Below are 22,562 nucleotides of genomic sequence, written 5' to 3'. Positions count from 1 at the left end.
TCAACGACCCGCCGAGGAACGACCGCACATGTCATCTACGCGCATAGACTCCGAGACTCTCCGCCGCCTCCCCAAGGCAGTGCTGCACGACCACCTCGACGGCGGCCTGCGCCCCGCGACCGTCGTGGAGCTGGCTCGGACCGTCGGCCACACCCTGCCCACCACCGACCCCGACGAACTGGCCGCCTGGTACTACGAGGCCGCCAACTCCGGGGACCTGGTGCGCTACATCGCCACCTTCGAGCACACCCTCGCCGTGATGCAGAACCGCGAGGGCCTGCTGCGCACCGCCGAGGAGTACGTCCTCGACCTCGCCGCCGACGGCGTCGTCTACGGTGAGGTCCGCTACGCCCCCGAGCTGATGACGGGCGGCGGTCTGTCCCTCGCCGAGGTCGTCGAAACCGTCCAGGAGGGCCTGGCCGCCGGCATGGCCAGGGCGGCGGCAGCGGGCACGCCGGTGCGCGTCGGCACCCTGCTGTGCGGCATGCGGATGTTCGACCGCACCCGCGAGACCGCCGACCTCGCGGTGGCGTTCCGCGACGCCGGTGTCGTCGGCTTCGACATCGCGGGCGCCGAGGACGGCTTCCCGCCCGCCGACCACCTCGACGCCTTCGAGCACCTGCGCCGCGAGAACGTACCCTTCACCATCCACGCCGGCGAGGCGCACGGGCTGCCCAGCATCCACCAGGCGCTCCAGGTGTGCGGCGCCCAGCGCATCGGCCACGGCGTGCGCATCACCGACGACATCCCCGACCTCGCGGCGGGCAAGCTCGGCCGCCTCGCCGGCTGGGTCCGCGACCGGCGGATCGCCCTGGAGATGTGCCCGACCTCCAACCTCCAGACGGGTGCCGCCACCTCGATCGCCGAGCACCCCATCACCGCGCTCAAGGACCTCGGCTTCCGCGTCACCCTCAACACCGACAACCGCCTCGTCTCCGGCACGACGATGACCCGTGAGATGTCCCTGCTGGTCGAGCAGGCGGGCTGGACGGCCGAGGACCTGCGCACGGTCACGGTCAACGCGGTGAAGAGCGCCTTCATCCCCTTCGACGAGCGCAGGGCCCTGATCGAGGACGTGATCCTGCCGGGTTACGAAGCGGCGCTCTGAACGAGCCCGCGCGCATAGGCGGCCTGTCCGACGTGCTGGAGATCGTCGGACAGGACGCTCACCAGCCGGGCTCCGAGGGTGACCGGCGGGTCCCAGTTCTCGTCCACGATCCGCTCCAGGTCCCCCGCGGTCAGGGATCGCAGGGCCCCGAGGGTCTGCTCGTGCACGGCGTCGTAGTAGCCGGTCAGCAGGTCCGCCGAGTCGACCCGCACCTTCGCGACCTTCGCGGAGCTGTGCCCGTACCCGGTGTCGTGGCGGGGCAGACCGAGGCCGAAGCGTTTCTCCCACTCGTCGGTCAGCCACACCTGGTCGAGGTCGAACGCGTCCGCGATGTGGTCGTCCTGGACGCGGGTGAGGTGCCAGACCAGCCAGCAGACGGAGTTGGTGTCGTCGGCGGGGCGGGCGTTCAGGCCGTCGGGGTCCAGGCCCTCGACGGCGGCGTGGACTTCTTCCTGGATGCGGCCGTAGCCCTCGATGAGGATGTCCTTCGCATGCATGGGTCCACCATCGCGCAGTCCGCCCTCACGCGCTCCCCGTTTCCAGCAGCCCCATGAGCGCTCGCGCCGCCGGGCTGGTGGCCTGCGCGGGTGGCAGCAGGGCGATGGTCTCGTACGCCGTGTCGTCGGAGTCCTTCAGCGGCAGTGAGGTGAGGGAGGCCCGCTTGTGCCGGAAGTGGCGCGGCACGACCGCGATGCCGAGGTTCTCGTCGAGCAGGTCCAGCAGACCGTGTACGTCGTTCACCTCCAGCGCGACCGTCCGCCGTACGCCCGCCTCGGCGAACGCGGTGTCGGTGACGCGGCGCGGACCCCAGTCCGGGTGGAAGTCGACGAAGACCTCGTCGGCGAGATCGTGCGGGGTCAGCACCGCGCCGACCGTCGCGAGGCGGTGGCCGGGATGACACAGGACGGTCATCGGCTCGCCGGCCAGCGAGACGGAGCGCAGCTGGTCCGTGTCCGCCTGCGTCCGGTAGGCGAAGGCCAGGTCGAGCCGCCCGGCCGCGACCTCCTCCGCCAGCTCGCCCGAGCCCGCCTGCCGCAGCCGGATCTCCACGTCCGGGTGCTCTCTGCGGAACGCGGCCAGCAGTCCCGCCACCGGCACCCCGGCGATGCACTGCTCGGTGCCCAGCGACAGCGTGCCGCGCAGCACGCCCTGCACCGCGGCGACCGCCTCGTGCGCCGAACGCACCTGGGCGAGGATCCGCTCCGCCTCGCCCAGCAGGGCCCGCCCGGCCTCCGTCAGCGTCACCCGGCGGGTCGTGCGTACGAACAACGGCGCCCGCAGCTCCCGCTCCAGCGCCCGGATGGACGCCGACAAGCCGGACTGGGAGACCAGCAGCCGTTCCGCCGCGCGGGTGAAGTGCTGGTCCTCGGCGACCGCGACGAAGTGCTGGAGATGACGCAGTTCCATGACTGAGAAGCGTAGCCGCACAATCCCATCGGATTCTTCTGTTGGACCACTGCCCGCAGGTCACGACAGAGTGGGACACGGTTCCGCCCAAGCCCCGTACCCCCGGGTGCCAACCTCTCTGGAGTCGCGTTGTACACCGCACATCCCGACCGCTACGCGGACATGCCCTACCGGCGCACCGGACGCAGCGGTCTGAAGCTTCCCGCGCTCTCGCTCGGCCTGTGGCACAACTTCGGCCCGGACCGCCCCGTCGAGACCCAGCGCGCCATCCTGCGCCGCGCCTTCGACCTCGGCGTCACCCACTTCGACCTCGCCAACAACTACGGCCCGCCGCCCGGTTCCGCCGAGTCCGCCCTCGGCGAGGCCCTGAAGGCCGACTTCGCGCCGTACCGCGACGAGCTGGTCATCTCCACCAAGGCCGGCTACCTGATGTGGCCCGGCCCGTACGGCGAGTGGGGCTCGCGCAAGTACCTCCTCTCCTCCCTCGACCAGAGCCTGACCCGGATGGGCCTGGACTACGTCGACGTCTTCTACTCGCACCGCCCGGACCCGGAGACTCCCCTGGAGGAGACGATGGGTGCCCTGCACGCGGCGGTGCGGCAGGGCAAGGCGCTGTACGTCGGTGTCTCCAACTACTCCCCGGAGCAGACCCGCGAGGCCGCCCGTATCCTCGCCGAGCTGGGCACCCCGCTGCTGATCCACCAGCCGCGCTACTCCATGCTCGACCGCCGCCCCGAGACCAGCGGCCTCCTGGACACCCTCGACGAGCTCCAGGTCGGCTCCATCGCCTACTCCCCGCTGGAGCAGGGCCTGCTGACCGGCCGCTACCTCGACGGCATCCCGGAGGATTCGCGCGCCGCGAGCGACAGCCCCTTCCTGAACTCCGACGCCGTCACCGAGGAACTGGTCGGCAAGCTGCGCGACCTGGACGAGATCGCGAAGTCCCGCGGCCAGTCGCTGGCCCAGATGGCGCTGGCGTGGGTGCTGCGCGAGGGCCGGGTGACCTCCGCCCTGGTCGGCGCGAGCAGCCCGCGGCAGGTGGAGGACAGTGTGTCGGCCATCGGGAACCTCGACTTCGGCTCCGACGAACTGACCCGGATCGACAAGATCGTCACCCGGTAGTACGCGCCCGGACGATCCCGGAGGCGGCCCGCCCCCTCCGGGATCGTCGACGTTCGCAAGGCGTCGGGGGCGAGCGGAGGACGGGATACCGGGCGAACCGTCACGCCCCCTCGGGCACCCGGTCCAGGAAGCCGTACACGGCCCGGATCCGTCCCTCGGCGTCCAGCGTGACCACGTCGGATCCGGCCACGGGCGCCGAACCTCCCTCAGAGGGGGCACCCCCGGCCTCGCTCACCAGCTCCCAGGAGAAGCGTGCCGTGTCGTGGTGCCCGTCCACGGCACCGATGAGCCGGAAGACGAAACCGGGGAACTGCTCGTGCGCCGCCGCGATCACGGCCGCGATCTGCTCGTGGCCGCGGACGTCGGCCAGGGGGTCGGTGTAGCCGCCGTCATTGGTCCAGGCCGCGGCGACCGCTTTGGCCCGGGCGTCCGGCCCGGCGTTCCACGCCTCGAAGTAGCGGGCGACGGCGTCGTCGTAGCGACGGGTGGGTGCGGACATGGCGATCAGCCTCCATCAAGGTGTGCGCGCACGGCGCATGCGCTGCTCAGGGACCGGATCCCGGTCGCGGCGACCCGGTGGCGCAACCATGCCGTGACCCATCGGCGGCGTCGATTACCCCGGGGGTCATGACGACGCGCCTGCGGGGGAGCGGAGGGGCATATTCGGGGGCGCGGAGACGGCGCACTTCGCAGTGGTGGCGACGGGGGCCCGCGCCGCAGGGTTTCGGCCACCAACAGCCGTGAATATGCCAGGAGACTGGCCGGAAATTCATGGTGACAGTGGTTCAGTAGTGAACATACTCACCTCTAGGGCGTCTCACACCATGCGACACCGCCCTCACGCACAGCACACGAGCCGCACGGACGCCAGGCCCGACCGGCAGGCGGGCGGGGCGACGGGGGAGGGGAGCAGTGCACGACGAGTTCCTGTGCCATGTCACCGCCTACGGTGTCTGTGACGGCCGACGCATCGGTGTACCCCTGGGAACCTACCGGGCTCCCACCCTCGCCCTCGCCCTGTGGTGGCTGCGCGACCGTGCCTCGTGGATGGCCGAGCGGCTGGATCCGCAGCCCGACACCCCCCACTTACCGCGCGGTGCCCTGACCCCGGTCGCCGACGACGCCCCCGACGTACCTCGCGTCCTGCGTACCTGGTGCGCCGATGACGTCCAACAGGAGCTGGTCGCCGAGGAGTTGGCGGCGGGGCGCCTGGTCCGGATCGCCACCAGCGACGACACCACCGAGTACGAACTGATGGCCGAGTCCGTGGACGCGCTGCGCATGCAGCGGGCCTCCCCGCCCCTCGTCGTCCCCGTAGCCTGAGCCACCCGGGCTCTTCCGGCCGCGTCCCTACGGCTCAGCCGGGGCCCGGTCACCCCGCCGGCCCGCCCACCGCGCGAGCAGCGCGCCGAGGAACCCGGTGACCAGCCCCCACAGAAGGGCGAGACCGACGGCACTCCACAGGCGCGGGCGCAGGAACAACTGCCCGGACAGCCCGTCGCCCAGATCGCCGATGCCGAGCACCGACAGCCCGTAGTGCGCGGAGATCCGGCCGACAAGACCGATCATGAGGACCGTGAGTGCCAGCGCGACGGCCATGTGCACGGCGTGCGACCAGGCCGGCATCCGGTCCGGAGAGCGGGACGCGAGTACGAATCCGGCCGCCAGGAGCAGGACCGCCGCGACGACCAGGAGCCACCACCACCGCCCGTCGTGCTCGGTGAGCGTCCGCAGGTTCAGGGTCGAGACGTCCGGCGTACGCAGCACTTCGTCGAGCACGTGTGGCACCGGCAGCCCGAAGGGCCCCTCCACCCGCCCGTCCCAAGAGGCACCGAGGCCGAGCGTGAGCGCGAGCCACGCCAGGTTCGGCAGCCCCAGCAGCAGTACGGCGAAGGTGTCCGCCGGGTGCCCCCGCGTTCCGGCCACGACGAGGCCGACGACGAGGCCGACGACGACGTACGCGATCAGCAGCGCGACCATCGCGTACGCCGCCGGCCGCACCGACGTCCGCACGCGCAGCAACCGCCCGGGCAGCGGAGCCCCGCGCGAGACCAGCAGGGCCAGCACGAGGACGCCCGCCAGCCACAGCAGCCCGAAGAGGACGGTCAGCGGCACGTCCGTGGTGAAGCCGACCGTCGGCTCGACGCCGAACAGGTCGCCGAGGTCGCTCAGCACGCCCTCGCCGAGGGAGACCTCGAAGGTCTGGCGGGCGGCGAAGGCCAGCCCGAGGAGGGCGAGCAGCCACAGGACGGCGATCCGCCCGGTCCAGCCGGCCAGCTCCGGGGCGCCGGCGACGGCCCGGTGGCGCAGGGGCCGCAGGAACCCCCGGGCGATCACCAGCGCACCGGTCAGCGCGACGGACAGCGGGAGCACGCTCAGCCCGGCGTCGGTGTCGGCGAACCCTCCGGCGTCGCCGGACAGCTCCAGCGCACCGCCCACGGCGGTGACGACGGTCGCCGTGACGACCCGGGGGAAGGCGTTGTCGGGCAGGTCCGCGGCGCCGGCCGCCCACAGTCCGAGCGCGGCCACGACTCCCATGGCGACCAGCCCGGCCAGCACAGTAGCCAGGGCCTGGACCCAGCCGTGACGGGCGGCTGCCTGCCCGAAGGGACCGGAGGGGGTTCGCGGACTCACGCTGCCACGCTAAGCAGCACCCTCCGGACGCGCCCGACGACCGGGGCCGTCCGCGTCGGCGGAGCACGGGGTGCGCCCGCGTGCGCCGGTCCCGAGGGCGGTCCGCGCCCCGGCTCGCGGGCCCGCCCCGACGTGCCGTCGACGAGAAGGTCCCGCAGGGAACGTACGACCGGGGACCGGTCCGGGGCGTGCGCCGTGCCGCACGCGTCCGGGCGGGCTCAGCCCGCCCGGACGATCAGGGCGTGGTCGCCGAGCCCGAGCAGGCGGTCGGCCGGCACCTCGCCGCGAGTCGTGAAGACCGCCAGGAGACGGCCGGTCCCCGGGTCGAACGCCACGTCCAGCACCGTGCCGTGCCCGCTGCCCGTCTCGGTCAGGACCCGGCGGCCCAGCAGGTCGTGGCGGGGCGGAACCGTGTCCGGGGCGGCGGCGGAACGGACCCGGACGGCGCCCGGGCCGACCGCGCGCACCGCGTCCCAGGGCAGTGCGCTCTCCCTGCGCAAACGGCCGCCGCGGAGCCGGACGTGGCTCACCGCGCCGGACGCGATGTCGACGGCCAGGGACGTCACGGTGCCGAGCGGCCCGGACTCGGCCGGCGGCACCACCGGCAGCCCCCGCACCTCGGTGAACAGCATCACGGCAGCGAGCCCTTCCACTGCCCCGGCACCCCGCCGGCCAGGGAGGTGAAGCCCGCCAGGTCGTCGGCGACGTGCCGCACGGCGTCCGCGGGCAGCACGAGGGCCCGGCCGGCGACCGTGAGCGTCCCGCCGCGCGGCACGTACACCCGGCGCCGGTGCCGGGCCGGACCGGGCACGAACGCTCTGCTCGCCGCCACCCGGAATCCGACGATCCGCCCGGCGCTGCCGCCCTCGACCACGACGTCGAGCACCGTTCCGATCTCGGCGCCCGCCTCCGTCAGCACCCGCGCCCCCAGCACGCGGGCCCGCAGAGTCTGCTGGTGCGCCATGACGGCCGCGGCGCTCATGAGCCCCCGCCGGTCGCGGATCATCACCGCGTCGTGGCCCAGCGCGTACACCGTCGACCAGGGCAGACCCTCCTTCAGCGGGCCGGACAGCAGACCCCGCCCGGTCAGGGTGAAACCGGTGATCCGGCTCGCGGCGGCGTCGCATACGGTGTCCTTGACGTCGGCGACGGCGTCGCCGCCGAGAGTGACCACCGGCCGGGTGGTGAGGCTCCGCGCGGTCATCAGCTCGTTCATCGCACCCCCTTCCCGCACCTCCGGGTTCCCCGCGCCACTGTGACGATGCCCGCAGTACGAAGACACGGGGACTGCGAGGCCCGGCTCGGGGTACGAGGACAGGTGCAGCAGCGTCCGGCCAGTCCGGCTTCCGAGAGAGAAACGCATGACCGAGTACCTGGACGGGGCAGTGATACCGACTGGTTTCGACGTACCCGTTGAACCGCTGAGGCGGGCGGCGCACTACTCCGGCGAGCCGGGATGCATAGCGCAGGCGCGTTCCTTCGCCTCGCTCTTCCTCGACCGGTTGAGGACCGAGTGGTGCGCCACGATCGGCGGGCGCGCCGACGGCGCGGTGCTGCTCGTGGTGAGCGAGCTGATCACCAACGCCGACCGTCACAGCAAAGGGCCGTACATCCTGGAGCTGGAGGGCACGGACGCCTCCGTGGCGGTGATCGTCTACGACAGCAGCGGGGCGGTGCCCCAGCGCTTCCCCCGCGACCCCGAACGCGTCGGCCGGCACGGCCTGGAGATCGTCCACGCCCTGGCCGAGACGGTTGTCGTCGAGCACGTACCGGTCGGCAAGCGGGTGCGCGCCGTGGTGCCCCTCACCGAAGCATGACCGTGCCCCGCCACCCCCGCACGTCCGGGGCGTGACGCGGCACCCGCGTTCTTGCCGTCGCCTGCCGTCAGGCGCAGCCGAGTTCGCCCAGCATGCCCTCGCGCAGCCGCGTGATGATCCGCTTGATCAGCCGGGAGACGTGCATCTGCGAGCAGCCGAGCCGCTCGCCGATCTCCGCCTGGGTGGCCTCCTCCACGAACCGCATGTGGATGATCTGCCGGTCGCGCTCACTGAGCTCGGCCATCAGCGGAGCGAGCGAATGGAAGTCCTCGACGAGGCGCAGCCCGTCCTCCTCCACTCCGATGAAGTCGGCCAGCACCGACTCACCGTTCTCGGGCCCGTCCCCGGTCAGCGCGGCGTCCAGCGACGAGGAGTTGTAGCCGTTGGACGCGATCTGGCCCTCGACCACCTCGTTCTCGCTGAGGTTCATCAGCGTGGCGAGTTCGGCGACGGTGGGTTCGCGGTCCAGGCGGGAGGAGAGCTCCTCGCGCGCCTTGGCCAGCTCCACACGCAGCTCCTGCAGACGCCGGGGCACGTGCACCGCCCAGGTGGTGTCACGGAAGAAGCGCTTGATCTCGCCGACGATGTACGGCAGCGCGAAGGACGTGAACTCCACCTCGCGCGACAGCTCGAACCGGTCGATAGCCTTGATCAGGCCGATCATGCCGGTCTGTACGACGTCCTCCATGTCGTCCCCGCGACCGCGGAAGCGGCCGGCGGCGAACCGCACGAGCGACATGTTCATCTCGATCAGCGTGTTGCGCGCGTACTGGTACTCGTGTGTGCCCTCTTCGAGCTCCGTCAGGCGCTGGAAGAACTGACGGGACAGCTGCCGCGCGTCACGCGGGGCCACGGTGCGCGGGTCCACGACACCCGGCAGTGATCCGTCGCCCGTCGTGTTCTCGGTGGTCTTCTCGACGACCTGCGCCTCGGGCCGGATCACGGCGGACTCCATTGCCTCTCCCACGAAAGTCACGGTTCGACGTCTCCCTAGGTTCTTCCCGCTTGCGGATACCCGGGGCGCGGCGGCACATGCCCCCCGTGTTCACGGGTGGCGAGAACTCGGTGCCACTCCGTCATCGAGGGACGATGTGTTCCGTGATGTGTTCCTTCTCAGCGTAGTCCCGTGGGCGTCGGCCGGCACCCGGTGACTCCCCTCCGGTTTCCCTCTGGGCGGAACGCCGGCCCCTTCCCTCGTGCGGCGGGGATCCTAGGCTGAGGAGGTGACCAGCCACGTGTCGAACGAAGCCCGCATCATCGCGCTGCGCCCGCAGAGCGCGCGCCCGGGAGCCCGCCCCGCCGCCTCGCCGGTCCCTCCGGAGCGCAGGTCGCCCACCGCCAGAGAGCCCTTGTGGCGCGATCTCGTCGGTGACGTACTGCGCCGTGAACGCCTCGCCCAGGAACGCACCTTGAAGGAGGTGGCGGAGGCCGCCCGGATCTCCATGCCGTATCTGTCCGAGGTGGAGCGCGGCCGCAAGGAGGCGTCGTCGGAGGTGCTGGCCGCCGCCGCGGGCGCCCTCGGACTGGGCCTCGGGGACCTGCTGGCGCGGGTCCAGGGAGAGCTGGTCCGCCTCACCTCCCGGCACACCGGCGCCGGCCGTGGTACGCCCGGCGCCCGGTACGACGGGATGTGCCTGGCCGCCTGACCGCCCGCACGGGCCGGCGCCACGCGGACGGCGAGGCACCGGCCCGGCCTCTCACACCACCCCCACCAGGCGCCGGCCCAGTACCTCGTCGGCCAGCCCGTACGCTACCGCCTCCTCGGCGGTGAACACCTTGTCGCGGTCCGTGTCCGCGCGCAGCGTCGCCACGTCGTGGTGCGTGTGCCGGGCCAGCACCTCCTCCACCTGGGAGCGGATCCGCACCATCTCCTTGGCCTGGAGCGCCAGATCGGAGGCCGTGCCGCGCTGTCCGCCGGTGGCCGGCTGACCGAGCAGCACCCGTGCGTGCTCCAGCACGAAGCGCCGCCCCGCATCCCCGCCGGCCAGCAGCACGGCCGCCGTGGAGGCCGCCTGCCCGACGCAGAACGTGGAGATCGGTGCCTGCACGAACGTCATGGTGTCGTAGATCGCCATCAGCGAGGTGTACGAGCCGCCGGGCGAGTTGATGTAGATCGCGATCTCGGTCTCCGGGGCCGCCGACTCCAGATGGAGGAGCTGCGCGATGACGACGTTGGCGACGCCGTCGTCGATCTCGGTGCCGAGAAAGATGATCCGCTCGTTCAGCAGCCGGCTGAACACGTCGAAGGACCGCTCGCCCTGCGGGGTCCGCTCGACGACGTTCGGAATCGTGTACGTACCCATCACCGCAGCCCCATCCTCGGTCGGGTCGTGGCCGGGCGGACGTCCGCGAGGGACTCCAGGACCCGGTCGACCATCCCGTACTCCCTGGCCTGCTCGGCCGTGAACCAGCGGTCCCGGTCTCCGTCCCGGGAGATGGTCTCCGGGCTCTGACCGGTGTGCTCGGCGGTGATCCGCTCGATGGTCCGCTTGGTGAACTCCAGGCTCTCCGCCTGGATCTCGATGTCGGCGGTGGTACCGCCGATGCCCCCCGACGGCTGGTGCATCATGACGCGCGCGTTCGGCAGGGCGTACCGCTTGCCGGCGGTGCCGACGCTCAGCAGGAACTGCCCCATGCTGGCGGCGAACCCCATGGCGAGCGTCGAGACGTCGTTGGGGATCAGCCGCATCGTGTCGTAGATGGCGAGCCCCGCGTGCACGGAGCCGCCAGGACTGTTGATGTACAGGCTGATGTCGGTCCGCGGGTCCTCCGCGGACAGGATCAGCAGCTGGGCGCAGACCCGGTTCGCGGAGACCTCGTCGACCTGCGTGCCCAGCAGCACGATCCGCTGCGCGAGCAACTGCGCGGCCAGGTGGTCGTCGAACGGGGACGACGGCGTGTCGCCCTCCTCCGCGCGGGGCAGCGAGGCCGGGGCCGGGCCGGCGATGAGTGGAGACATCGGCGCTCCTTGTCGAGTCGTCGAGAACGTCGTACGCGGCTGGCGGCGCCGCGGTCCGTCCACTCTGGGTCCGCCCCGGCCCCCGGCGGGGGTTTCTCTGCCCGGGGCAGATTCGCCACGGGCAGATCCCGGTCCGTACGACCGATGAGTTCTCCGGCCCGCGCCGGTCGACAGTGGTGAACGTGTTCCAGCCCAGGAGGTACTCATGAGCACCGACGGATTCACCACGTGTCTCTGGTTCGACGGCCAGGCGGAGGAGGCCGCCCACTTCTACGTCTCCCTCTTCGAGAACTCCGGCATCGGCGCCGTCACCCGCTACCCCGACGGAGCGCACCAGCCCGCCGGCACCGTCCTCACCGTCGACTTCACGGCCAACGGCCAGAAGTTCGTCGCCCTCAACGGGGGCCCGGAGTTCACGTTCAACGAGGCGATCTCCTTCCAGATCACCTGTGACGACCAGGAAGAGGTCGACCACTACTGGACGAAGCTCACCGAGGGCGGCGGCGAGGAAGGGCCCTGCGGCTGGCTCAAGGACAGGTTCGGCGTCTCCTGGCAGGTCGTCCCGGGCCGGCTCGAGGAGATGTTCCGCGACCCGGATCCCGCGAAGGTGGCGCGCGCCAACCAGGCGATGATGTCGATGCACAAGCTCGACATCGCCGCGCTGGAGAAGGCGTACGCCGGGCAGTGAGCAGCCCGCCGGCGCGCGGAGCGGGGCAGCGCCGGCCGGCGTGCGGAACACCGGTGCCACGCGGACGTCTCCTGAGCCCCGTCCGGTCACCTCTGGGGACCATGACATGATCGGGCGCATGCGTGAACGTGTTGTGGCCGCGTGCGACGGGGCTTCGAAGGGAAACCCGGGTCCGGCCGGCTGGGCCTGGGTGGTCGCCGACGCGTCGGAGAGCCCGGTCCGCTGGGAGGCGGGCCCGCTCGGCAGGGCCACCAACAACATCGCCGAACTCACGGCGCTGGAGCGCCTGCTGGCGTCGACCGACCCCGACGTACCGCTCGAGGTCCGCATGGACTCGCAGTACGCCATGAAGGCCGTCACCACCTGGCTTCCCGGCTGGAAGCGCAACGGCTGGAAGACGTCCGCCGGCAAGCCGGTCGCCAACCAGGAGCTGGTCGTGCGCATCGACGAGCTGCTCGACGGCCGCTCGGTCGAGTTCCGCTACGTGCCCGCCCACCAGGTCGACGGCGACCGGCTCAACGACTTCGCCGACCGCGCGGCCAGCCAGGCCGCCGTCGTCCAGGAGCCCGCGGGCAGCGGCCTCGGCTCACCGGAGCCGCCGCCGTCGCCGGACGTCCCGGCGGCCCGCAAGGCACCGCGCCGGGGGCCGGGCGCCGCCCGCAAGAGCGGCGGTTCGCCGGCGCGCACCATCAAGGCGAAGTTCCCGGGGCGTTGCCTGTGCGGCCGTGCGTACGCGGCGGGGGAGCCCATCGCCAAGAACGACCAGGGCTGGGGCCACCCGGAGTGCCGCACGGCGGCGGCCGGGTAGCCCACGCCGTCCCCCGGCCGCGTAGCGCCGGTCCGCACCCCCTCACTTGTTACTGTGCGTCCGCGAATGACCGAAATGACCGTAATGAGTGCATACCAGGGGTGTGTATGAAGGTCGCTTGTGTCGGCGGCGGGCCCGCCGGACTGTATCTGTCGATCCTGCTCAAGCTGCAGGACCCCTCCCACGACATCACCGTCCACGAACGCGACCCGGAAGGCTCCACCTACGGCTGGGGCGTCACCTACTGGCGCGGACTGCTCGACCGGCTCCAGGAACACGACCCCGAGTCCGCGCGCGCCGTCGAGGAGTACTCGGTGCGCTGGCGCGACGGCGTCGCCCACGTGGGCGACCGGTCCGCCCGGCACCGCGGCGACGAGGGCTTCGGCATCGGCCGCCACCGGCTCCTGGAGATCCTCGCCGCCCGCGCCCGCTCCCTCGGCGTACGCCTGGAGTACGAGGACGGGATCACCGGCGCCCCGCCCGCCGCAGACCTCGTCGTGGCGGCCGACGGGGTGGGCAGCGCCCTGCGCACCCGCCACGCCGGTCACTTCGGCACCGAGATCCGGGAGGGCCGCAACCCCTACGTCTGGCTCGGCACCACCAAGATCTTCGACGCCTTCACCTTCGTCTTCGTCGAGACCGACCACGGCTGGATCTGGGCGTACGGCTACGGCTACGGCCCCGAGGGCAGTACCTGCGTCGTCGAGTGCGCGCCCGAGACCTGGACCGGCCTGGGCCTGGACCGGGCCGACGCGGCCGAGGGACTGATCCTGCTGGAGAAGCTTTTCGCGGACGTTCTGGACGGCCATCCGCTCACCGGGCGGTCCGTGCCCGGCGCCCGCGCACCGTGGCAGACCTTCCGCACGCTCACCAACCGCACCTGGTCCCGGGACAACCTCGTCCTCCTCGGCGACGCCGCCCACACCACGCACTACTCCATCGGCGCCGGCACCACCCTCGCGCTGGAGGACGCCATGGCCCTGTCCGCCGCGCTGCGCGAGAGGGCGACCCTCCCGGACGCCCTCGCCCACTACGAACGCGAACGCAGGGCGGCCCTGCTGCCGGTGCAGAGCGCGGCCCGCCACAGCGCCCAGTGGTACGAGAACCTGCCCCGCTACATCCACCTGCCCCCGGAGCGGATGTTCGCTCTCCTCGGCCAGCGCCACTCGCCGCTGCTGCCGTACCTCCCGCCCCAGCTCTACTACCGGATCGACCGGGCGGCCGGGCAGTTGGAGGCGCTGCGCCGGCTCAAGCGCTGGCTGGGGCCGAGAGTCGCGCGGACGGTGCAGGCACGGAACCTGGCCGCCCGCGGCTAGGGCGACGGAACCGAGCTTGTCCCGGAGCGGTGCGTGATCACTGCGGATGGCAGACTGACGACATGGACGAGCGCACATTCGACAGGTCGGATCAGCACGCATCGGTGGTCGGCCTCGGCACCTGGCAACTCGGCGCCGACTGGGGAGACGTCGACGACAAGGAAGCCCTCGCGGTGCTGGAGGCGGCGGCCGAGTCGGGGGTGACCTTCTTCGACACGGCGGACGTCTACGGCGACGGACGCAGCGAGGAGACCATCGCCACGTTCCTGCGGGGCAGGCCCGACCTGCACGTGCTGGTCGCCACGAAGATGGGCCGCCGGGTCGAGCAGATCCCGCAGAACTACGTCCTCGACAACTTCCGGGAGTGGAACGACCGCTCCCGCCGCAACCTGGGCATCGACGTCGTCGACCTGGTACAGCTGCACTGCCCGCCGACGTCCGTCTACTCCACCGACGAGGTGTTCGACGCACTGGACACCCTGGTCGAGGAGGAGCGCGTCGCCGCGTACGGCGTCAGCGTGGAGACCTGCGAGGAGGCACTGGCCGCGATCGCCCGGCCGAACGTGGCGAGCGTTCAGATCATCCTCAACCCGTTCCGGATGAAGCCCCTGCGCGAGGTCCTCCCGGCGGCCCGGGAAGCGGGCGTCGGCATCATCGCCCGGGTGCCGCTGGCGTCCGGTCTGCTGTCCGGCAAGTACACCCGGGACACGGTCTTCGCCGCGAACGACCACCGGAACTTCAACCGGCACGGCGAGGCCTTCGACCAGGGCGAGACCTTCTCCGGCGTCGACTTCGCCACGGGCGTGGAGGCCGCCGCCGAGTTCGCCGCGCTCGCCCCCGAGGGATACACCCCGGCTCAGCTGGCGCTGCGCTGGATCATCCAGCAGCCCGGCGTGACCACGGTGATCCCCGGCGCCCGTTCGCCCGAGCAGGCCCGCGCCAACACGGACGCCGCCCGGCTGCCCGAGCTGTCCGAGGACACGCTCGCGGCCGTCCGCGACCTCTACGAACGCCGTGTCAAGGACCAGGTCGAGGGCCGCTGGTAGGCGCTGCCCGCGAACCTCACGGCACCAGGAGCAGCTGCCGCTCCCGCTCCTGGTCGCCGGAGGCCGCTCCCTCGTTCCGCGTGCTGAAGGCGTGGGACAGCGTCTTGCTCGCCGCCTCGACGGCCTGCGGTGTGCCCTGCACGGTGACCTCCACCGGCGTGGACAGCGGGGCACCCGCCTCTCGGGGCGCCGAGGACGCCTCCGGGGCCGCCGGGGAGTCGAAGGTCGCGATGCGCACCGTCGCCCGCTCGTCCGCCGGGAGGCCGTCGGACGCTCCGAAGACACCCTCCAGTGCGCGGACGATCGCCCGCGCGTCGTCGATGCCGCCACCGCTGAGTGTCACGGTGAGCTGTGTGTCGGACATCCTTCACCTTCCTCCTGGGCCTGCGTCGGTCGGTCCCGGCCCGTGTAACCGTCCCCCGATCGCCCAAACCGGGCGCGCCGACCCCGGCACGGGGCCTGAGCGCGGGGAACCCGGGAAGAGGGAAGGGGACGCAGGCCGCGGCAACCGGGAGGAACAGTGACGGACTCGGACACGGCGGATGACAACGGCTCGGTCCGGCGCAGAGGGCGCAACGAGAGCGAGGAGGAGCGGGCGGACCGGATGTGGACGGAGCTGATCCAGGAGGTCCGCGTCGCGCAGATGGGCGTGCAGATCCTGTTCGCCTTCCTGCTGACCGTGGTGTTCACTCCGAAGTACGACGACCTCTCGGACACGGACCAGACGATCTATCTCGTGACGGTCGTCCTCGGCGCCGTGACCACGGGCGCGCTGATCGGGCCGGTGTCCCTGCACCGCATCGTCTCCGGGAGGCGCGTGAAACCCCAGGCGGTGCGGTGGGCCTCCCGGCTGACCCTGCTCGGCCTGGTGCTGCTGCTCGCCACGATGACGGCCTCGCTCCTGCTGATCCTCCGCGTGGCGACGAACGACGGCTTCGTGCCCTATCTCGTCACCGGCGTGGTGGTCTGGTACCTGCTGTGCTGGTTCGGGATCCCGCTGTGGACCCGGCACCGCTACACGTCCCGCTGAGGCCTGTCCCCGAAGGTCAGCCCTCCGTCATGAGCTCCGCGAGGAAGTCGTCGACGCGCACCTGCTCCTCACCCGGCCGGACCACGGCGTGGGTCTCACGCAGGAAGGCCTCGACGGCCGCCGCCCACACGAACACCACCGCGTGGTGGCGGCCCCCGTCGGGCCGCGCGTCGCCCAGCAGCTCGACGCGCAGCTCGTCCCAGAGCCCCCGCGACTCGGGGCGCAACCGCACGTCGCCCACGCCGACCGGGCGGGTGAGCCCGTCGCCCACCATCTCCCGGTCCAGCGTCCAGCGGGCGAGCACGCGGCCGTCATGAGTGAACACCACGGTGAGCGCGAACGGGTCCGCGGAGTCGTAGGTGAAGTGGGCGAGCACGGGGAAGCGGTCGGCGCCGCCCGCCTGGAGCTGCACCACCAGAGTCTTGTGCACGACGGTGTTCACGACAAGGGCCTCCACGGGAACGGACGTAGAGCCCTCTAGTACCCCGCCCGTCCGCAAGATGCTCACGCAGACGGGTGATTCGCCCACGCCCGGGTTTCGACCCGGAACTCAGGAACTGCCCAGCGCCTCGCGCAGCGCCGGCAGCAGGGTCTTCTCCGACCAGTCCAGGAAGGCCGGTTGTGACTCGCCCCCGATCTGTACCAGGGCGACCTCGGTGAACCCGGCCTCGGTGTACGGGCGTACGGCCTCCACGAAGGCGTCCGGGTCGTCGCCGCAGGGGATCGACTCGGCGACGTCGTCGGGGGTGACGAACTGGGTGGCCGCATCGAAGGAATCCGGATGCGGCAGTTCGGAGTTGACCTTCCAGCCGCTGCCGAACCAGCGGAACTGGGCGTGGGCGCGCTTGATCGCCGTGTTCCGGTCGGGGTCGTAGGACACCGGCAGCTGACCGACGCGCGGTTTGCCCTCGCCACCGTGCCGGTCGAAGGCCTCCAGCAGCCCTGGCTTGGGCTCGGTGGCGATCACCAGGTCGGCGTGCTCGCCCGCGAGCGCGCAGGACCGCTCCCCTGAGACGGCGATCCCGATGGGCGGCGCGCTGTCCGGCAGGTCCCACAGCCGGGCCGACTCCACGTCGAAGTGCGCGCCGCGATGGTTCACATGACGGCCCTCGAACAGCGCCCGGATGATCTCCACGGCCTCCTGGAGCATCTCGTGCCGCACGTCCACGGACGGCCAGCCGCCGCCCACCACGTGCTCGTTGAGGTTCTCGCCCGAACCGAGCCCGAGCCGGAACCGGCCCTCGGACAGCAACTGGAGCGTCGCCGCCTTCTGCGCCACCACCGCCGGATGGTAGCGGAACGTCGGACATGTCACGTACGTCATGAGCGGGATGCGGGAGGTCGCCTGTGCCGCCGCACCCAGTACGGTCCACGCGTACGGCGAGTGGCCCTGCGAGCGCAGCCACGGGAAGTAGTGGTCCGAGGTCACCGAGAAGTCGAACCCCACCTCCTCGGCCCGCACCAGATGGCCGACGAGCTCACGGGGGCCGGCCTGCTCGGTCATCATCGTGTATCCGATTTGCACCATAACGGGCGAGTCCCCGTCCGGGAGCGGTGAAAACGAGGCGAAACGGAGGGAGGGCGGGCGCGCGGATGGGCGCGGACGGGCGAGGGCGGGCGCACGGACGGGCGAGGGCGGGCGAGGACGGTCAGGCCGAGCCTTCCCGGAACGTCTTCAGGAAGGCGGCGAGTGCCCGCTCGTTCACGGTGTCGTCCCAGTCGTCGGCCGGAGCGGTCCAGCGCAGCGAGAAGCTGCGTCCGCCGCCGAGGAGGAAACCGCGGCCGAAGGTGCGCAACCGGGCGCCGCCGTCCTGGGCGACCCACTCCATGTCGGCCGCCTCCTGTCCCCGGTACGTCGTCGCGCGGATCTCGCCGATCCGCCGGTACTCGCCCGACCGTTCCAGGCCGGGCTCGACGTCGTCGCGCCAGACCGCCACGGGATCCGCGCCCGCCCGCTCGCTGTAGGTGACCGCGAGGGTGCGGGGATCGTCGGAGGCGCCGAAGACGACCCGGTAGGCCACGTCCGGCACCCGAGAGGTGTCCAGCCGCCGCCAGCCCTCGGGGAGGGCGACGGAGAAGCCCTCCGGCGCGTCGTAGCGGCGGAACCCGGCCGGCACGGCGTCGCCCGGTGGTGGCGGTGACGGTGTCGTGCTGGGCGGGGGAACGGGGGAGGAGGGAGCGGTGCCGTCGGTGGGCGGGACGGCGGGCGCCGAGGGGTGTTGCCGGGTGCCGGTGGCGGAGTCGCCGCCCGTGCCGGGCAGTCCGTGGGGGAGGGCGAGGACGGCGGCCGTGACCGTGACGACGGCCAGGGCGGTCCCGGCGACCACCGTCCGCCGGCTCCGTTCGCGGCTCATGTCCCGGGCGGCGGCGTACACGCCCCGGAGCCGGGGACGGGGGGCCTCCCGCACGGCCGCGGCGCGATCAGCCGTCAGCACCCGGCTGAGGGCCTCGCGGACCACCGGGCGGGTCAGCCGCTCCCGGGCGTCCTTGCGCAGCAGTCCCCGCACGGCCTGCGTCAGCGGACCGGCACGCACCGGCGTGCGCAGCGGCAGCCGGTCCACGCCCTTCAGCGTCGTCTCGGGCCGGCCCCGGTCACGGAACGGCGGACGCCCCTCGACCATCGTGTAGAGGATGGCCCCGAGCGTCCACAGGTCGGACGCGGGCCCGATCCGCTCGTCGCGCGCCTGCTCGGGCGAGGCGTACGAGGGCGCGGTGAGCCGTGGGGCGAGGGTGGCGCCGGCCAGTCCGAAGCCGGTGACGACGACGGACCCCTCCTCGCGCACGAACACCTGTCCCGGACTCAGCTCGCCGTGCGTGACACCCTGATCGTGCGCCGCCTCCAGCACGGCCAGCAGCTCCAGGCCGACGCGCGCCGCCCGCGCGTGGCTGAAGGTGCCCCGCCGGTCGAGGAGTTCGCCGAGCGGTACGCCGCCGCCCCGTTCGGTCACCGTCCACAGGGAACCGTCCGCCACGACGGCGTCGACCACCTCGGCGATCCGGCCGGGGCACAACGACTGCATGGTCTCGTAGGTGCGGACCACCCGGTCCGGGGCCCGGCGTGCGGCCTCATCGGCGTGTTCCTCCGGGAGTCCGACCTGCGTGACCAGGCACGGGCGTCCCGTCCCGGTGTCCTCCCCGGCCCAGCACACGCGGTTCGCCTCACGGTGGACGACCTCGAGGAGGCGGTACCGCCCGGCGACCAACCCGTGTGTGGAGACGCGCGCCCTGACCATGGCCATCCCTTGTTCCGCACCGCCGGCTCTCGGCTTGCCCAGAGGTACGGTGCGCGGGCCGTGCCGTGTTCAATCGGGCGTCAGCGCAGCCCGAAGCGGTCCGCCCAGGCCGTCATGTCCGCGGTCGTGGAGTTGCCCCCGCACACCACCAGCCCGATCCGGGCGCCGTCGCCCACCCGCTCCACCACGCGCCGGGCCGCCGGCAGCAGACAGCCGGCGGCCGGCTCGGTCCACACCTTGCCGTGCTCGGCGAGAGCCAGCGAACCCTCGACGGCCTCCCGGTCCGGCACCACGAGCACCTCGCCGACCAGCGCCGACACATGGTCGTACGTCAGCTGCGAGACGGACGGGGCGCTGAGCGTGGTGACGATCGAGGACAGGGGCACGGGGAGCGGTCCGCCCGCCGCCAGCGCCTGTGACATCGCCTCGGCGCCCCCGGTCTCCACGCCCCAGATCCGCACGTGTGGCCGCAGGCCCCGCAGCGCCGCCGCCACGCCCGCGATCAGTCCGCCGCCCCCGATGCTCACGAGTACGTCCGTGAGCTCTCCGGCGTCCTCGGCGAACTCCAGGCCGACGGTGCCCTGCCCCGCGATCACGACGGGGTCGTCGAAGGGGTGGACCAGCGTCAGTCCCTCCTCCCGAAGCCGGGCCACCAGCGCGAAGGCACTGTCCATGCCGTCGGTGAGCCGCACCAGCGCGCCCGCCCCCTCGGCGGTCTCCACGGAACGGGCCGGTGCCGTACGCGGCATGACCACCGTGGCCTTGACATCGAGTGCGGCGGCCATGACCGCCACCGCGATGCCGTGGTTGCCGCCGCTGACCGCGACGACACCGGCGGCCCGCTCCGCCTCGGTCAGCGACAGCAGCTTCGCCGTAGCGCCGCGCGCCTTGAACGAACCGGTGCGCTGGAGCAGCTCCAGCTTCGTGGTGACCGGGACCCCGAGCAGCGCGGACAGCCCGGGGCTGGGCACGGTCGGGGTACGTACGACATGTCCGGCGATCCGCTCGGCCGCGGCTTCGATCTCCGTGATCCCGATCAAGGCAGTCATCCTTCCGGCGCGGGCGGTGATCCGCGCCGCTTGGCACCCTTTCGCGCGTCACGCCCCAAGGTCAACACGGTTCCCCGAGGGGACCGCGACTCCCGGCCGGCCCCGCTCAGGGCCGCCGCGTCGTCCGCCTGTCCGCGTACCGGGGCGTCTCAGTGCTGCGGCTTCTGCGGTGTCACCTCACTCGGCCGTACGACGGCGAAGCCCTGGCCCTGGAGCATCAGCTGCACGGCCTCACCCGAACCGCCGCGCAGCATCGAGCCGATGGACTGCGAACGGTGCAGGGAGGTCGACAGCCCGGCCGACCAGCCGACGATCGCGTCGGTGTCGACATAGACCGGGGACTGGGGCGAGACCGGGATGACCAGCGGGCTGCCCTCGCACACCAGCCCCAGCCTGCCCTGCCCCGTGAAGACGCTGTTGAACAGTCCGCCGCCGGTGACGCCCGCACCCTTCACGGTGGCGATGCGGTACGACAACGAGGAGTCGAAGCACAGGACGTTGCGGCCGTTGACCGTGAACTCGTCGCCGGGCTCGACCTCCACGATGAAGCAGTTCTGCGCCTCGTGCGCGAACCAGGCCTCGCCCTGTCCGCGCACCGCCATCAGGGGCAGTCCCTCCCCGGTGACCGCGCGCTTGAGCATGCCGCCCACGCCCTGGCCCTTGCGTTCGAACTGGAGGTTGCCGCGATAGGCGATCATCGCGCCCTGCCGGGCCAGCATGTCGCCGTTCACCGCGTAACGGACGCACTTGGAGTTCTCGACGGTCATGCCCGGCGCGGTGGCGGGCTGCACCATGTGCTCGCTGGAAAAGAGGTCACCCTTCATATGGGCATACTGGCCCGGAGTGTTCTGTTCCGCCAAGATCGCGTACCGGTGGACGTGTTCAGCCGCCGAAGACCTGGGTCCAGTACGTCCCCGCCCGGCCGCCGCCGGCGAGGCCGACGCCTATGTGGGTGAAGTCGGGCTTGAGGATGTTGGCGCGGTGGCCCGGGCTGTTCATCCAGCCCTCCACCACGTCGGCGGGGGAACGCTGGCCGCAGGCTATGTTCTCCCCGACCGTGCGCCGCGTGGCACCCGCGGCGGCGGCCCGGTCCCAGGGTTTGCCGCCGTCCGGATCGGTGTGGGAGTAGAAGTCGCGGGCCACCATGTCCGCGCTGTGCGCCTGCGCGGCGAGGGTCAGCCGGGCATCGACGCCCAGGGCGGGCAGGCCGGCCCCGGCCCGTTCGCGGTTGGTGAGGTCGACGACCTCGGCCGTCGTGCGGGCCAGGCCGTCCGGGGTGAGCGGGACGGCCCACAACACGGTCCAGTACGTGTCGCCCGAGGGTCCACCGGTCACCCACGCCCACCCGGCGTGCGTGAACGCCGCGTCGTGCAGTGTGCGCCGGGTCCACTCGCCGCGCAGGCAGTACGCGACGAACTCGGTGGGCGTGCGCGGACCGGAGACCAGGTGTTCGCCGACGGTGAGATAGGCGTACCCGGCAGAGACGACGCGCTGGTGGACGGAGACACCGTCCCGGGTCTCGACGCTCAGCGTGCCCGCGGCGGCCATGGCGGCGGCGTGCGCCCGGGCCGCGGAGACCAGGCGTGGGTCGGTGGAGACCGGACGGGAACCGGCCTGCGCCCGGGCGGCGTTGACGAGACCGAGGAAGCCGTCGGGGTCGGCGGGGGATGCGGAGGGAGCAGAGGACGACGTGGCCGGTGCCCGGTCGCCGGGCGACGGGGCGTCGTCGACCTCCACCCCGAAGTCCCGGGCAAGGCCGGCGAGTCCGTCGGCGTACCCCTGTCCCAGAGCGCGCAGCTTCCATTGCTCGCCGCGCCGGTAGAACTCCGCCAGCAGCAGTACGGTCTCCTGCCCGGGGCGCGGCGGGGTGAACCGGGTCAGTACGCGCCCGCGCGGGTCGGTGACAAGGAGTGTGGGGGAGGGCAGTGCGCTCGGGACGGTCCCGGGGTCCGAGGGGCTGACCGCCACCGTCACCCGGGTGGCACCGGGGCGCAGTCGCGCGGGATCGACGGTGAGCGTGTCGCCCCGCAACCGGGCGCCGGGTGCCTCCGGCTGGTTGTAGAAGACGAAGTCGTCGTCACCGCCCACCTTGCCACCGTCATCGGTGATGAGTGCCGTCACGTCGAAACCTCCGGGCACCCGCACGCTCACGGGACCGTCGGGCAGGGGAACATTGCCCCCGGGGACCAACTCGCTCATCGTGCCGCCCTGTGTCCTCGTGGTCGTCCTCGTGGTCCTCGTGCCACGTTCCGGTCGGGGTGTCGGTTTCGGGTTTCGGGTTTCGGGTTTCGGGTTTCGGGTTTCGGTTTCGGGTGAACGTCCACCGGACAACGGGAGTTCCCGGC

The 22,562-nt window shown here is 72.2% G+C and carries 26 protein-coding genes; 10 read left to right on the top strand and 16 right to left on the bottom strand.

Annotated elements, in window-relative coordinates; genetic code table 11:
- Positions 1–28: 28 nt before the first annotated feature.
- Positions 29–1,108 (top strand): adenosine deaminase, encoded by a 1,080-nt coding sequence (locus ACH4F2_RS23695; RefSeq protein WP_398134724.1) that lies wholly within the window; start codon positions 29–31, stop codon positions 1,106–1,108.
- Here the strand turns inward: ACH4F2_RS23695 and ACH4F2_RS23690 are convergent.
- Positions 1,090–1,605 (bottom strand): DinB family protein, encoded by a 516-nt coding sequence (locus ACH4F2_RS23690; protein WP_398134723.1) that lies wholly within the window; start codon positions 1,603–1,605, stop codon positions 1,090–1,092. The genes ACH4F2_RS23695 and ACH4F2_RS23690 overlap by 19 nt on opposite strands.
- 25 nt (positions 1,606–1,630) lie before the next feature.
- On the bottom strand, positions 1,631–2,515 hold the full coding sequence (locus ACH4F2_RS23685) for a LysR substrate-binding domain-containing protein (protein WP_398134722.1): 885 nt from the start codon (positions 2,513–2,515) through the stop codon (positions 1,631–1,633).
- A 129-nt stretch (positions 2,516–2,644) separates the two neighbouring features.
- On the opposite strand from ACH4F2_RS23685, the gene mgrA reads away from it, so the two are divergent.
- A complete protein-coding gene (gene mgrA / locus ACH4F2_RS23680) occupies positions 2,645–3,637 on the top strand; it encodes an L-glyceraldehyde 3-phosphate reductase (protein ID WP_398134721.1) in 993 nt (330 codons plus the stop codon).
- Positions 3,638–3,737: 100 nt separating this feature from the next.
- Here the strand turns inward: mgrA and ACH4F2_RS23675 are convergent, their stop codons facing one another.
- Complete coding sequence (locus ACH4F2_RS23675; protein WP_398134720.1) at positions 3,738–4,136, bottom strand: nuclear transport factor 2 family protein; 399 nt, start codon at positions 4,134–4,136, stop codon at positions 3,738–3,740.
- 413 nt (positions 4,137–4,549) lie between these two features.
- Between ACH4F2_RS23675 and ACH4F2_RS23670 the strand changes: the two genes are divergently transcribed.
- Positions 4,550–4,960 (top strand): hypothetical protein, encoded by a 411-nt coding sequence (locus tag ACH4F2_RS23670; protein WP_398134719.1) that lies wholly within the window; start codon positions 4,550–4,552, stop codon positions 4,958–4,960.
- Between the two features lie 27 nt (positions 4,961–4,987).
- Here ACH4F2_RS23670 and ACH4F2_RS23665 read toward each other — a convergent pair whose 3' ends face one another.
- From ACH4F2_RS23665 to ACH4F2_RS23655, 3 genes are all read right to left on the bottom strand, one after another.
- Positions 4,988–6,271 (bottom strand): streptophobe family protein, encoded by a 1,284-nt coding sequence (locus ACH4F2_RS23665; protein ID WP_398134718.1) that lies wholly within the window; start codon positions 6,269–6,271, stop codon positions 4,988–4,990.
- A 218-nt stretch (positions 6,272–6,489) separates the two neighbouring features.
- Positions 6,490–6,906, bottom strand: coding sequence for a PRC-barrel domain-containing protein (locus ACH4F2_RS23660; protein ID WP_398134836.1), 417 nt, complete (start codon positions 6,904–6,906; stop codon positions 6,490–6,492).
- Complete coding sequence (locus ACH4F2_RS23655; RefSeq protein WP_398134717.1) at positions 6,903–7,487, bottom strand: PRC-barrel domain-containing protein; 585 nt, start codon at positions 7,485–7,487, stop codon at positions 6,903–6,905. Before ACH4F2_RS23655 ends, ACH4F2_RS23660 begins: the two co-directional genes overlap by 4 nt.
- A 145-nt stretch (positions 7,488–7,632) precedes the next feature.
- Here ACH4F2_RS23655 and ACH4F2_RS23650 point away from each other — a divergent pair, with 145 nt between their 5' ends.
- Positions 7,633–8,088 (top strand): ATP-binding protein, encoded by a 456-nt coding sequence (locus tag ACH4F2_RS23650; protein WP_398134716.1) that lies wholly within the window; start codon positions 7,633–7,635, stop codon positions 8,086–8,088.
- A 67-nt stretch (positions 8,089–8,155) separates the two neighbouring features.
- Here the strand turns inward: ACH4F2_RS23650 and ACH4F2_RS23645 are convergent, their stop codons facing one another.
- Positions 8,156–9,043, bottom strand: a complete 888-nt coding sequence (locus ACH4F2_RS23645; protein ID WP_398134835.1) for an RNA polymerase sigma factor SigF — start codon at positions 9,041–9,043, stop codon at positions 8,156–8,158.
- Between the two features lie 268 nt (positions 9,044–9,311).
- On the opposite strand from ACH4F2_RS23645, the gene ACH4F2_RS23640 reads away from it, so the two are divergent.
- The gene (locus tag ACH4F2_RS23640; RefSeq protein ID WP_398134715.1) at positions 9,312–9,734 is read left to right on the top strand and encodes a helix-turn-helix domain-containing protein; all 423 of its coding nucleotides are present in this window, start codon (positions 9,312–9,314) and stop codon (positions 9,732–9,734) included.
- A gap of 51 nt (positions 9,735–9,785) precedes the next feature.
- On the opposite strand, the gene ACH4F2_RS23635 is transcribed toward ACH4F2_RS23640, so the two are convergent.
- Both ACH4F2_RS23635 and ACH4F2_RS23630 read right to left on the bottom strand, forming a co-directional pair.
- Positions 9,786–10,391 (bottom strand): ClpP family protease, encoded by a 606-nt coding sequence (locus tag ACH4F2_RS23635; RefSeq protein ID WP_398134714.1) that lies wholly within the window; start codon positions 10,389–10,391, stop codon positions 9,786–9,788.
- A complete protein-coding gene (locus ACH4F2_RS23630; protein ID WP_398134713.1) occupies positions 10,391–11,047 on the bottom strand; it encodes an ATP-dependent Clp protease proteolytic subunit in 657 nt (218 codons plus the stop codon). Before ACH4F2_RS23630 ends, ACH4F2_RS23635 begins: the two co-directional genes overlap by 1 nt.
- Positions 11,048–11,252: 205 nt before the next feature.
- Here ACH4F2_RS23630 and ACH4F2_RS23625 point away from each other — a divergent pair, with 205 nt between their 5' ends.
- The 4 genes from ACH4F2_RS23625 (at position 11,253) to ACH4F2_RS23610 (ending at position 14,905) form a co-directional block, all read left to right on the top strand.
- Positions 11,253–11,735 (top strand): VOC family protein, encoded by a 483-nt coding sequence (locus ACH4F2_RS23625; protein WP_398134712.1) that lies wholly within the window; start codon positions 11,253–11,255, stop codon positions 11,733–11,735.
- A 106-nt stretch (positions 11,736–11,841) separates the two neighbouring features.
- Positions 11,842–12,543 carry a ribonuclease H gene (locus ACH4F2_RS23620; protein WP_398134711.1) on the top strand — a complete coding sequence of 234 codons (702 nt, stop codon included), beginning with the start codon at positions 11,842–11,844 and terminating at the stop codon, positions 12,541–12,543.
- A gap of 107 nt (positions 12,544–12,650) precedes the next feature.
- Positions 12,651–13,859: an FAD-dependent monooxygenase gene (locus ACH4F2_RS23615; RefSeq protein WP_398134710.1), complete on the top strand. Its 1,209-nt coding sequence runs from the start codon at positions 12,651–12,653 to the stop codon at positions 13,857–13,859.
- 62 nt (positions 13,860–13,921) lie between these two features.
- Positions 13,922–14,905, top strand: coding sequence for an aldo/keto reductase (locus tag ACH4F2_RS23610; protein ID WP_398134709.1), 984 nt, complete (start codon positions 13,922–13,924; stop codon positions 14,903–14,905).
- Between the two features lie 16 nt (positions 14,906–14,921).
- On the opposite strand, the gene ACH4F2_RS23605 is transcribed toward ACH4F2_RS23610, so the two are convergent.
- Positions 14,922–15,269 (bottom strand): hypothetical protein, encoded by a 348-nt coding sequence (locus ACH4F2_RS23605; protein ID WP_398134708.1) that lies wholly within the window; start codon positions 15,267–15,269, stop codon positions 14,922–14,924.
- 156 nt (positions 15,270–15,425) lie between these two features.
- On the opposite strand from ACH4F2_RS23605, the gene ACH4F2_RS23600 reads away from it, so the two are divergent.
- Positions 15,426–15,935: a DUF6328 family protein gene (locus ACH4F2_RS23600; RefSeq protein WP_398134707.1), complete on the top strand. Its 510-nt coding sequence runs from the start codon at positions 15,426–15,428 to the stop codon at positions 15,933–15,935.
- Between the two features lie 16 nt (positions 15,936–15,951).
- Here the strand turns inward: ACH4F2_RS23600 and ACH4F2_RS23595 are convergent, their stop codons facing one another.
- The 6 genes from ACH4F2_RS23595 to ACH4F2_RS23570 all read right to left on the bottom strand — a co-directional run bounded on the left by ACH4F2_RS23595 (position 15,952) and on the right by ACH4F2_RS23570 (position 22,416).
- Positions 15,952–16,377 (bottom strand): SsgA family sporulation/cell division regulator, encoded by a 426-nt coding sequence (locus tag ACH4F2_RS23595; protein WP_398134706.1) that lies wholly within the window; start codon positions 16,375–16,377, stop codon positions 15,952–15,954.
- 108 nt (positions 16,378–16,485) lie between these two features.
- The gene (locus ACH4F2_RS23590; RefSeq protein ID WP_398134705.1) at positions 16,486–17,463 is read right to left on the bottom strand and encodes an LLM class F420-dependent oxidoreductase; all 978 of its coding nucleotides are present in this window, start codon (positions 17,461–17,463) and stop codon (positions 16,486–16,488) included.
- 121 nt (positions 17,464–17,584) lie between these two features.
- Positions 17,585–19,174 carry a serine/threonine protein kinase gene (locus ACH4F2_RS23585; RefSeq protein ID WP_398134704.1) on the bottom strand — a complete coding sequence of 530 codons (1,590 nt, stop codon included), beginning with the start codon at positions 19,172–19,174 and terminating at the stop codon, positions 17,585–17,587.
- 74 nt (positions 19,175–19,248) lie between these two features.
- On the bottom strand, positions 19,249–20,208 hold the full coding sequence (locus ACH4F2_RS23580; protein ID WP_398134703.1) for a threonine/serine dehydratase: 960 nt from the start codon (positions 20,206–20,208) through the stop codon (positions 19,249–19,251).
- 158 nt (positions 20,209–20,366) lie between these two features.
- Complete coding sequence (locus ACH4F2_RS23575; protein WP_398134702.1) at positions 20,367–21,041, bottom strand: AIM24 family protein; 675 nt, start codon at positions 21,039–21,041, stop codon at positions 20,367–20,369.
- Between the two features lie 58 nt (positions 21,042–21,099).
- Positions 21,100–22,416, bottom strand: coding sequence for a CAP domain-containing protein (locus tag ACH4F2_RS23570; protein WP_398134701.1), 1,317 nt, complete (start codon positions 22,414–22,416; stop codon positions 21,100–21,102).
- Positions 22,417–22,562 lie beyond the last annotated feature (146 nt).

The organism is Streptomyces sp. NPDC017890 (genome assembly GCF_044328675.1).
GTDB lineage: Bacteria > Actinomycetota > Actinomycetes > Streptomycetales > Streptomycetaceae > Streptomyces.
The sequence above is the reverse complement of the archived record's forward strand: the minus strand, read 5'-3'. Positions and strand labels throughout refer to the sequence as shown.

Coding starts and splice junctions, on each gene's coding strand:
- ACH4F2_RS23675 (WP_398134720.1), bottom strand. CDS start 4,136: ATGTCCGCACCCACCCGTCGCTACGACGACGCCGTCGCCCGCTACTTC.
- ACH4F2_RS23655 (WP_398134717.1), bottom strand. CDS start 7,487: ATGAACGAGCTGATGACCGCGCGGAGCCTCACCACCCGGCCGGTGGTC.
- ACH4F2_RS23590 (WP_398134705.1), bottom strand. CDS start 17,463: ATGGTGCAAATCGGATACACGATGATGACCGAGCAGGCCGGCCCCCGT.
- ACH4F2_RS23620 (WP_398134711.1), top strand. CDS start 11,842: ATGATCGGGCGCATGCGTGAACGTGTTGTGGCCGCGTGCGACGGGGCT.
- ACH4F2_RS23610 (WP_398134709.1), top strand. CDS start 13,922: ATGGACGAGCGCACATTCGACAGGTCGGATCAGCACGCATCGGTGGTC.
- ACH4F2_RS23605 (WP_398134708.1), bottom strand. CDS start 15,269: ATGTCCGACACACAGCTCACCGTGACACTCAGCGGTGGCGGCATCGAC.
- ACH4F2_RS23615 (WP_398134710.1), top strand. CDS start 12,651: ATGAAGGTCGCTTGTGTCGGCGGCGGGCCCGCCGGACTGTATCTGTCG.
- ACH4F2_RS23570 (WP_398134701.1), bottom strand. CDS start 22,416: ATGAGCGAGTTGGTCCCCGGGGGCAATGTTCCCCTGCCCGACGGTCCC.
- ACH4F2_RS23685 (WP_398134722.1), bottom strand. CDS start 2,515: ATGGAACTGCGTCATCTCCAGCACTTCGTCGCGGTCGCCGAGGACCAG.
- ACH4F2_RS23650 (WP_398134716.1), top strand. CDS start 7,633: ATGACCGAGTACCTGGACGGGGCAGTGATACCGACTGGTTTCGACGTA.
- ACH4F2_RS23630 (WP_398134713.1), bottom strand. CDS start 11,047: ATGTCTCCACTCATCGCCGGCCCGGCCCCGGCCTCGCTGCCCCGCGCG.
- ACH4F2_RS23690 (WP_398134723.1), bottom strand. CDS start 1,605: ATGCATGCGAAGGACATCCTCATCGAGGGCTACGGCCGCATCCAGGAA.
- ACH4F2_RS23645 (WP_398134835.1), bottom strand. CDS start 9,043: ATGGAGTCCGCCGTGATCCGGCCCGAGGCGCAGGTCGTCGAGAAGACC.
- ACH4F2_RS23635 (WP_398134714.1), bottom strand. CDS start 10,391: ATGGGTACGTACACGATTCCGAACGTCGTCGAGCGGACCCCGCAGGGC.
- ACH4F2_RS23575 (WP_398134702.1), bottom strand. CDS start 21,041: ATGAAGGGTGACCTCTTTTCCAGCGAGCACATGGTGCAGCCCGCCACC.
- ACH4F2_RS23585 (WP_398134704.1), bottom strand. CDS start 19,174: ATGGCCATGGTCAGGGCGCGCGTCTCCACACACGGGTTGGTCGCCGGG.
- ACH4F2_RS23625 (WP_398134712.1), top strand. CDS start 11,253: ATGAGCACCGACGGATTCACCACGTGTCTCTGGTTCGACGGCCAGGCG.
- ACH4F2_RS23695 (WP_398134724.1), top strand. CDS start 29: ATGTCATCTACGCGCATAGACTCCGAGACTCTCCGCCGCCTCCCCAAG.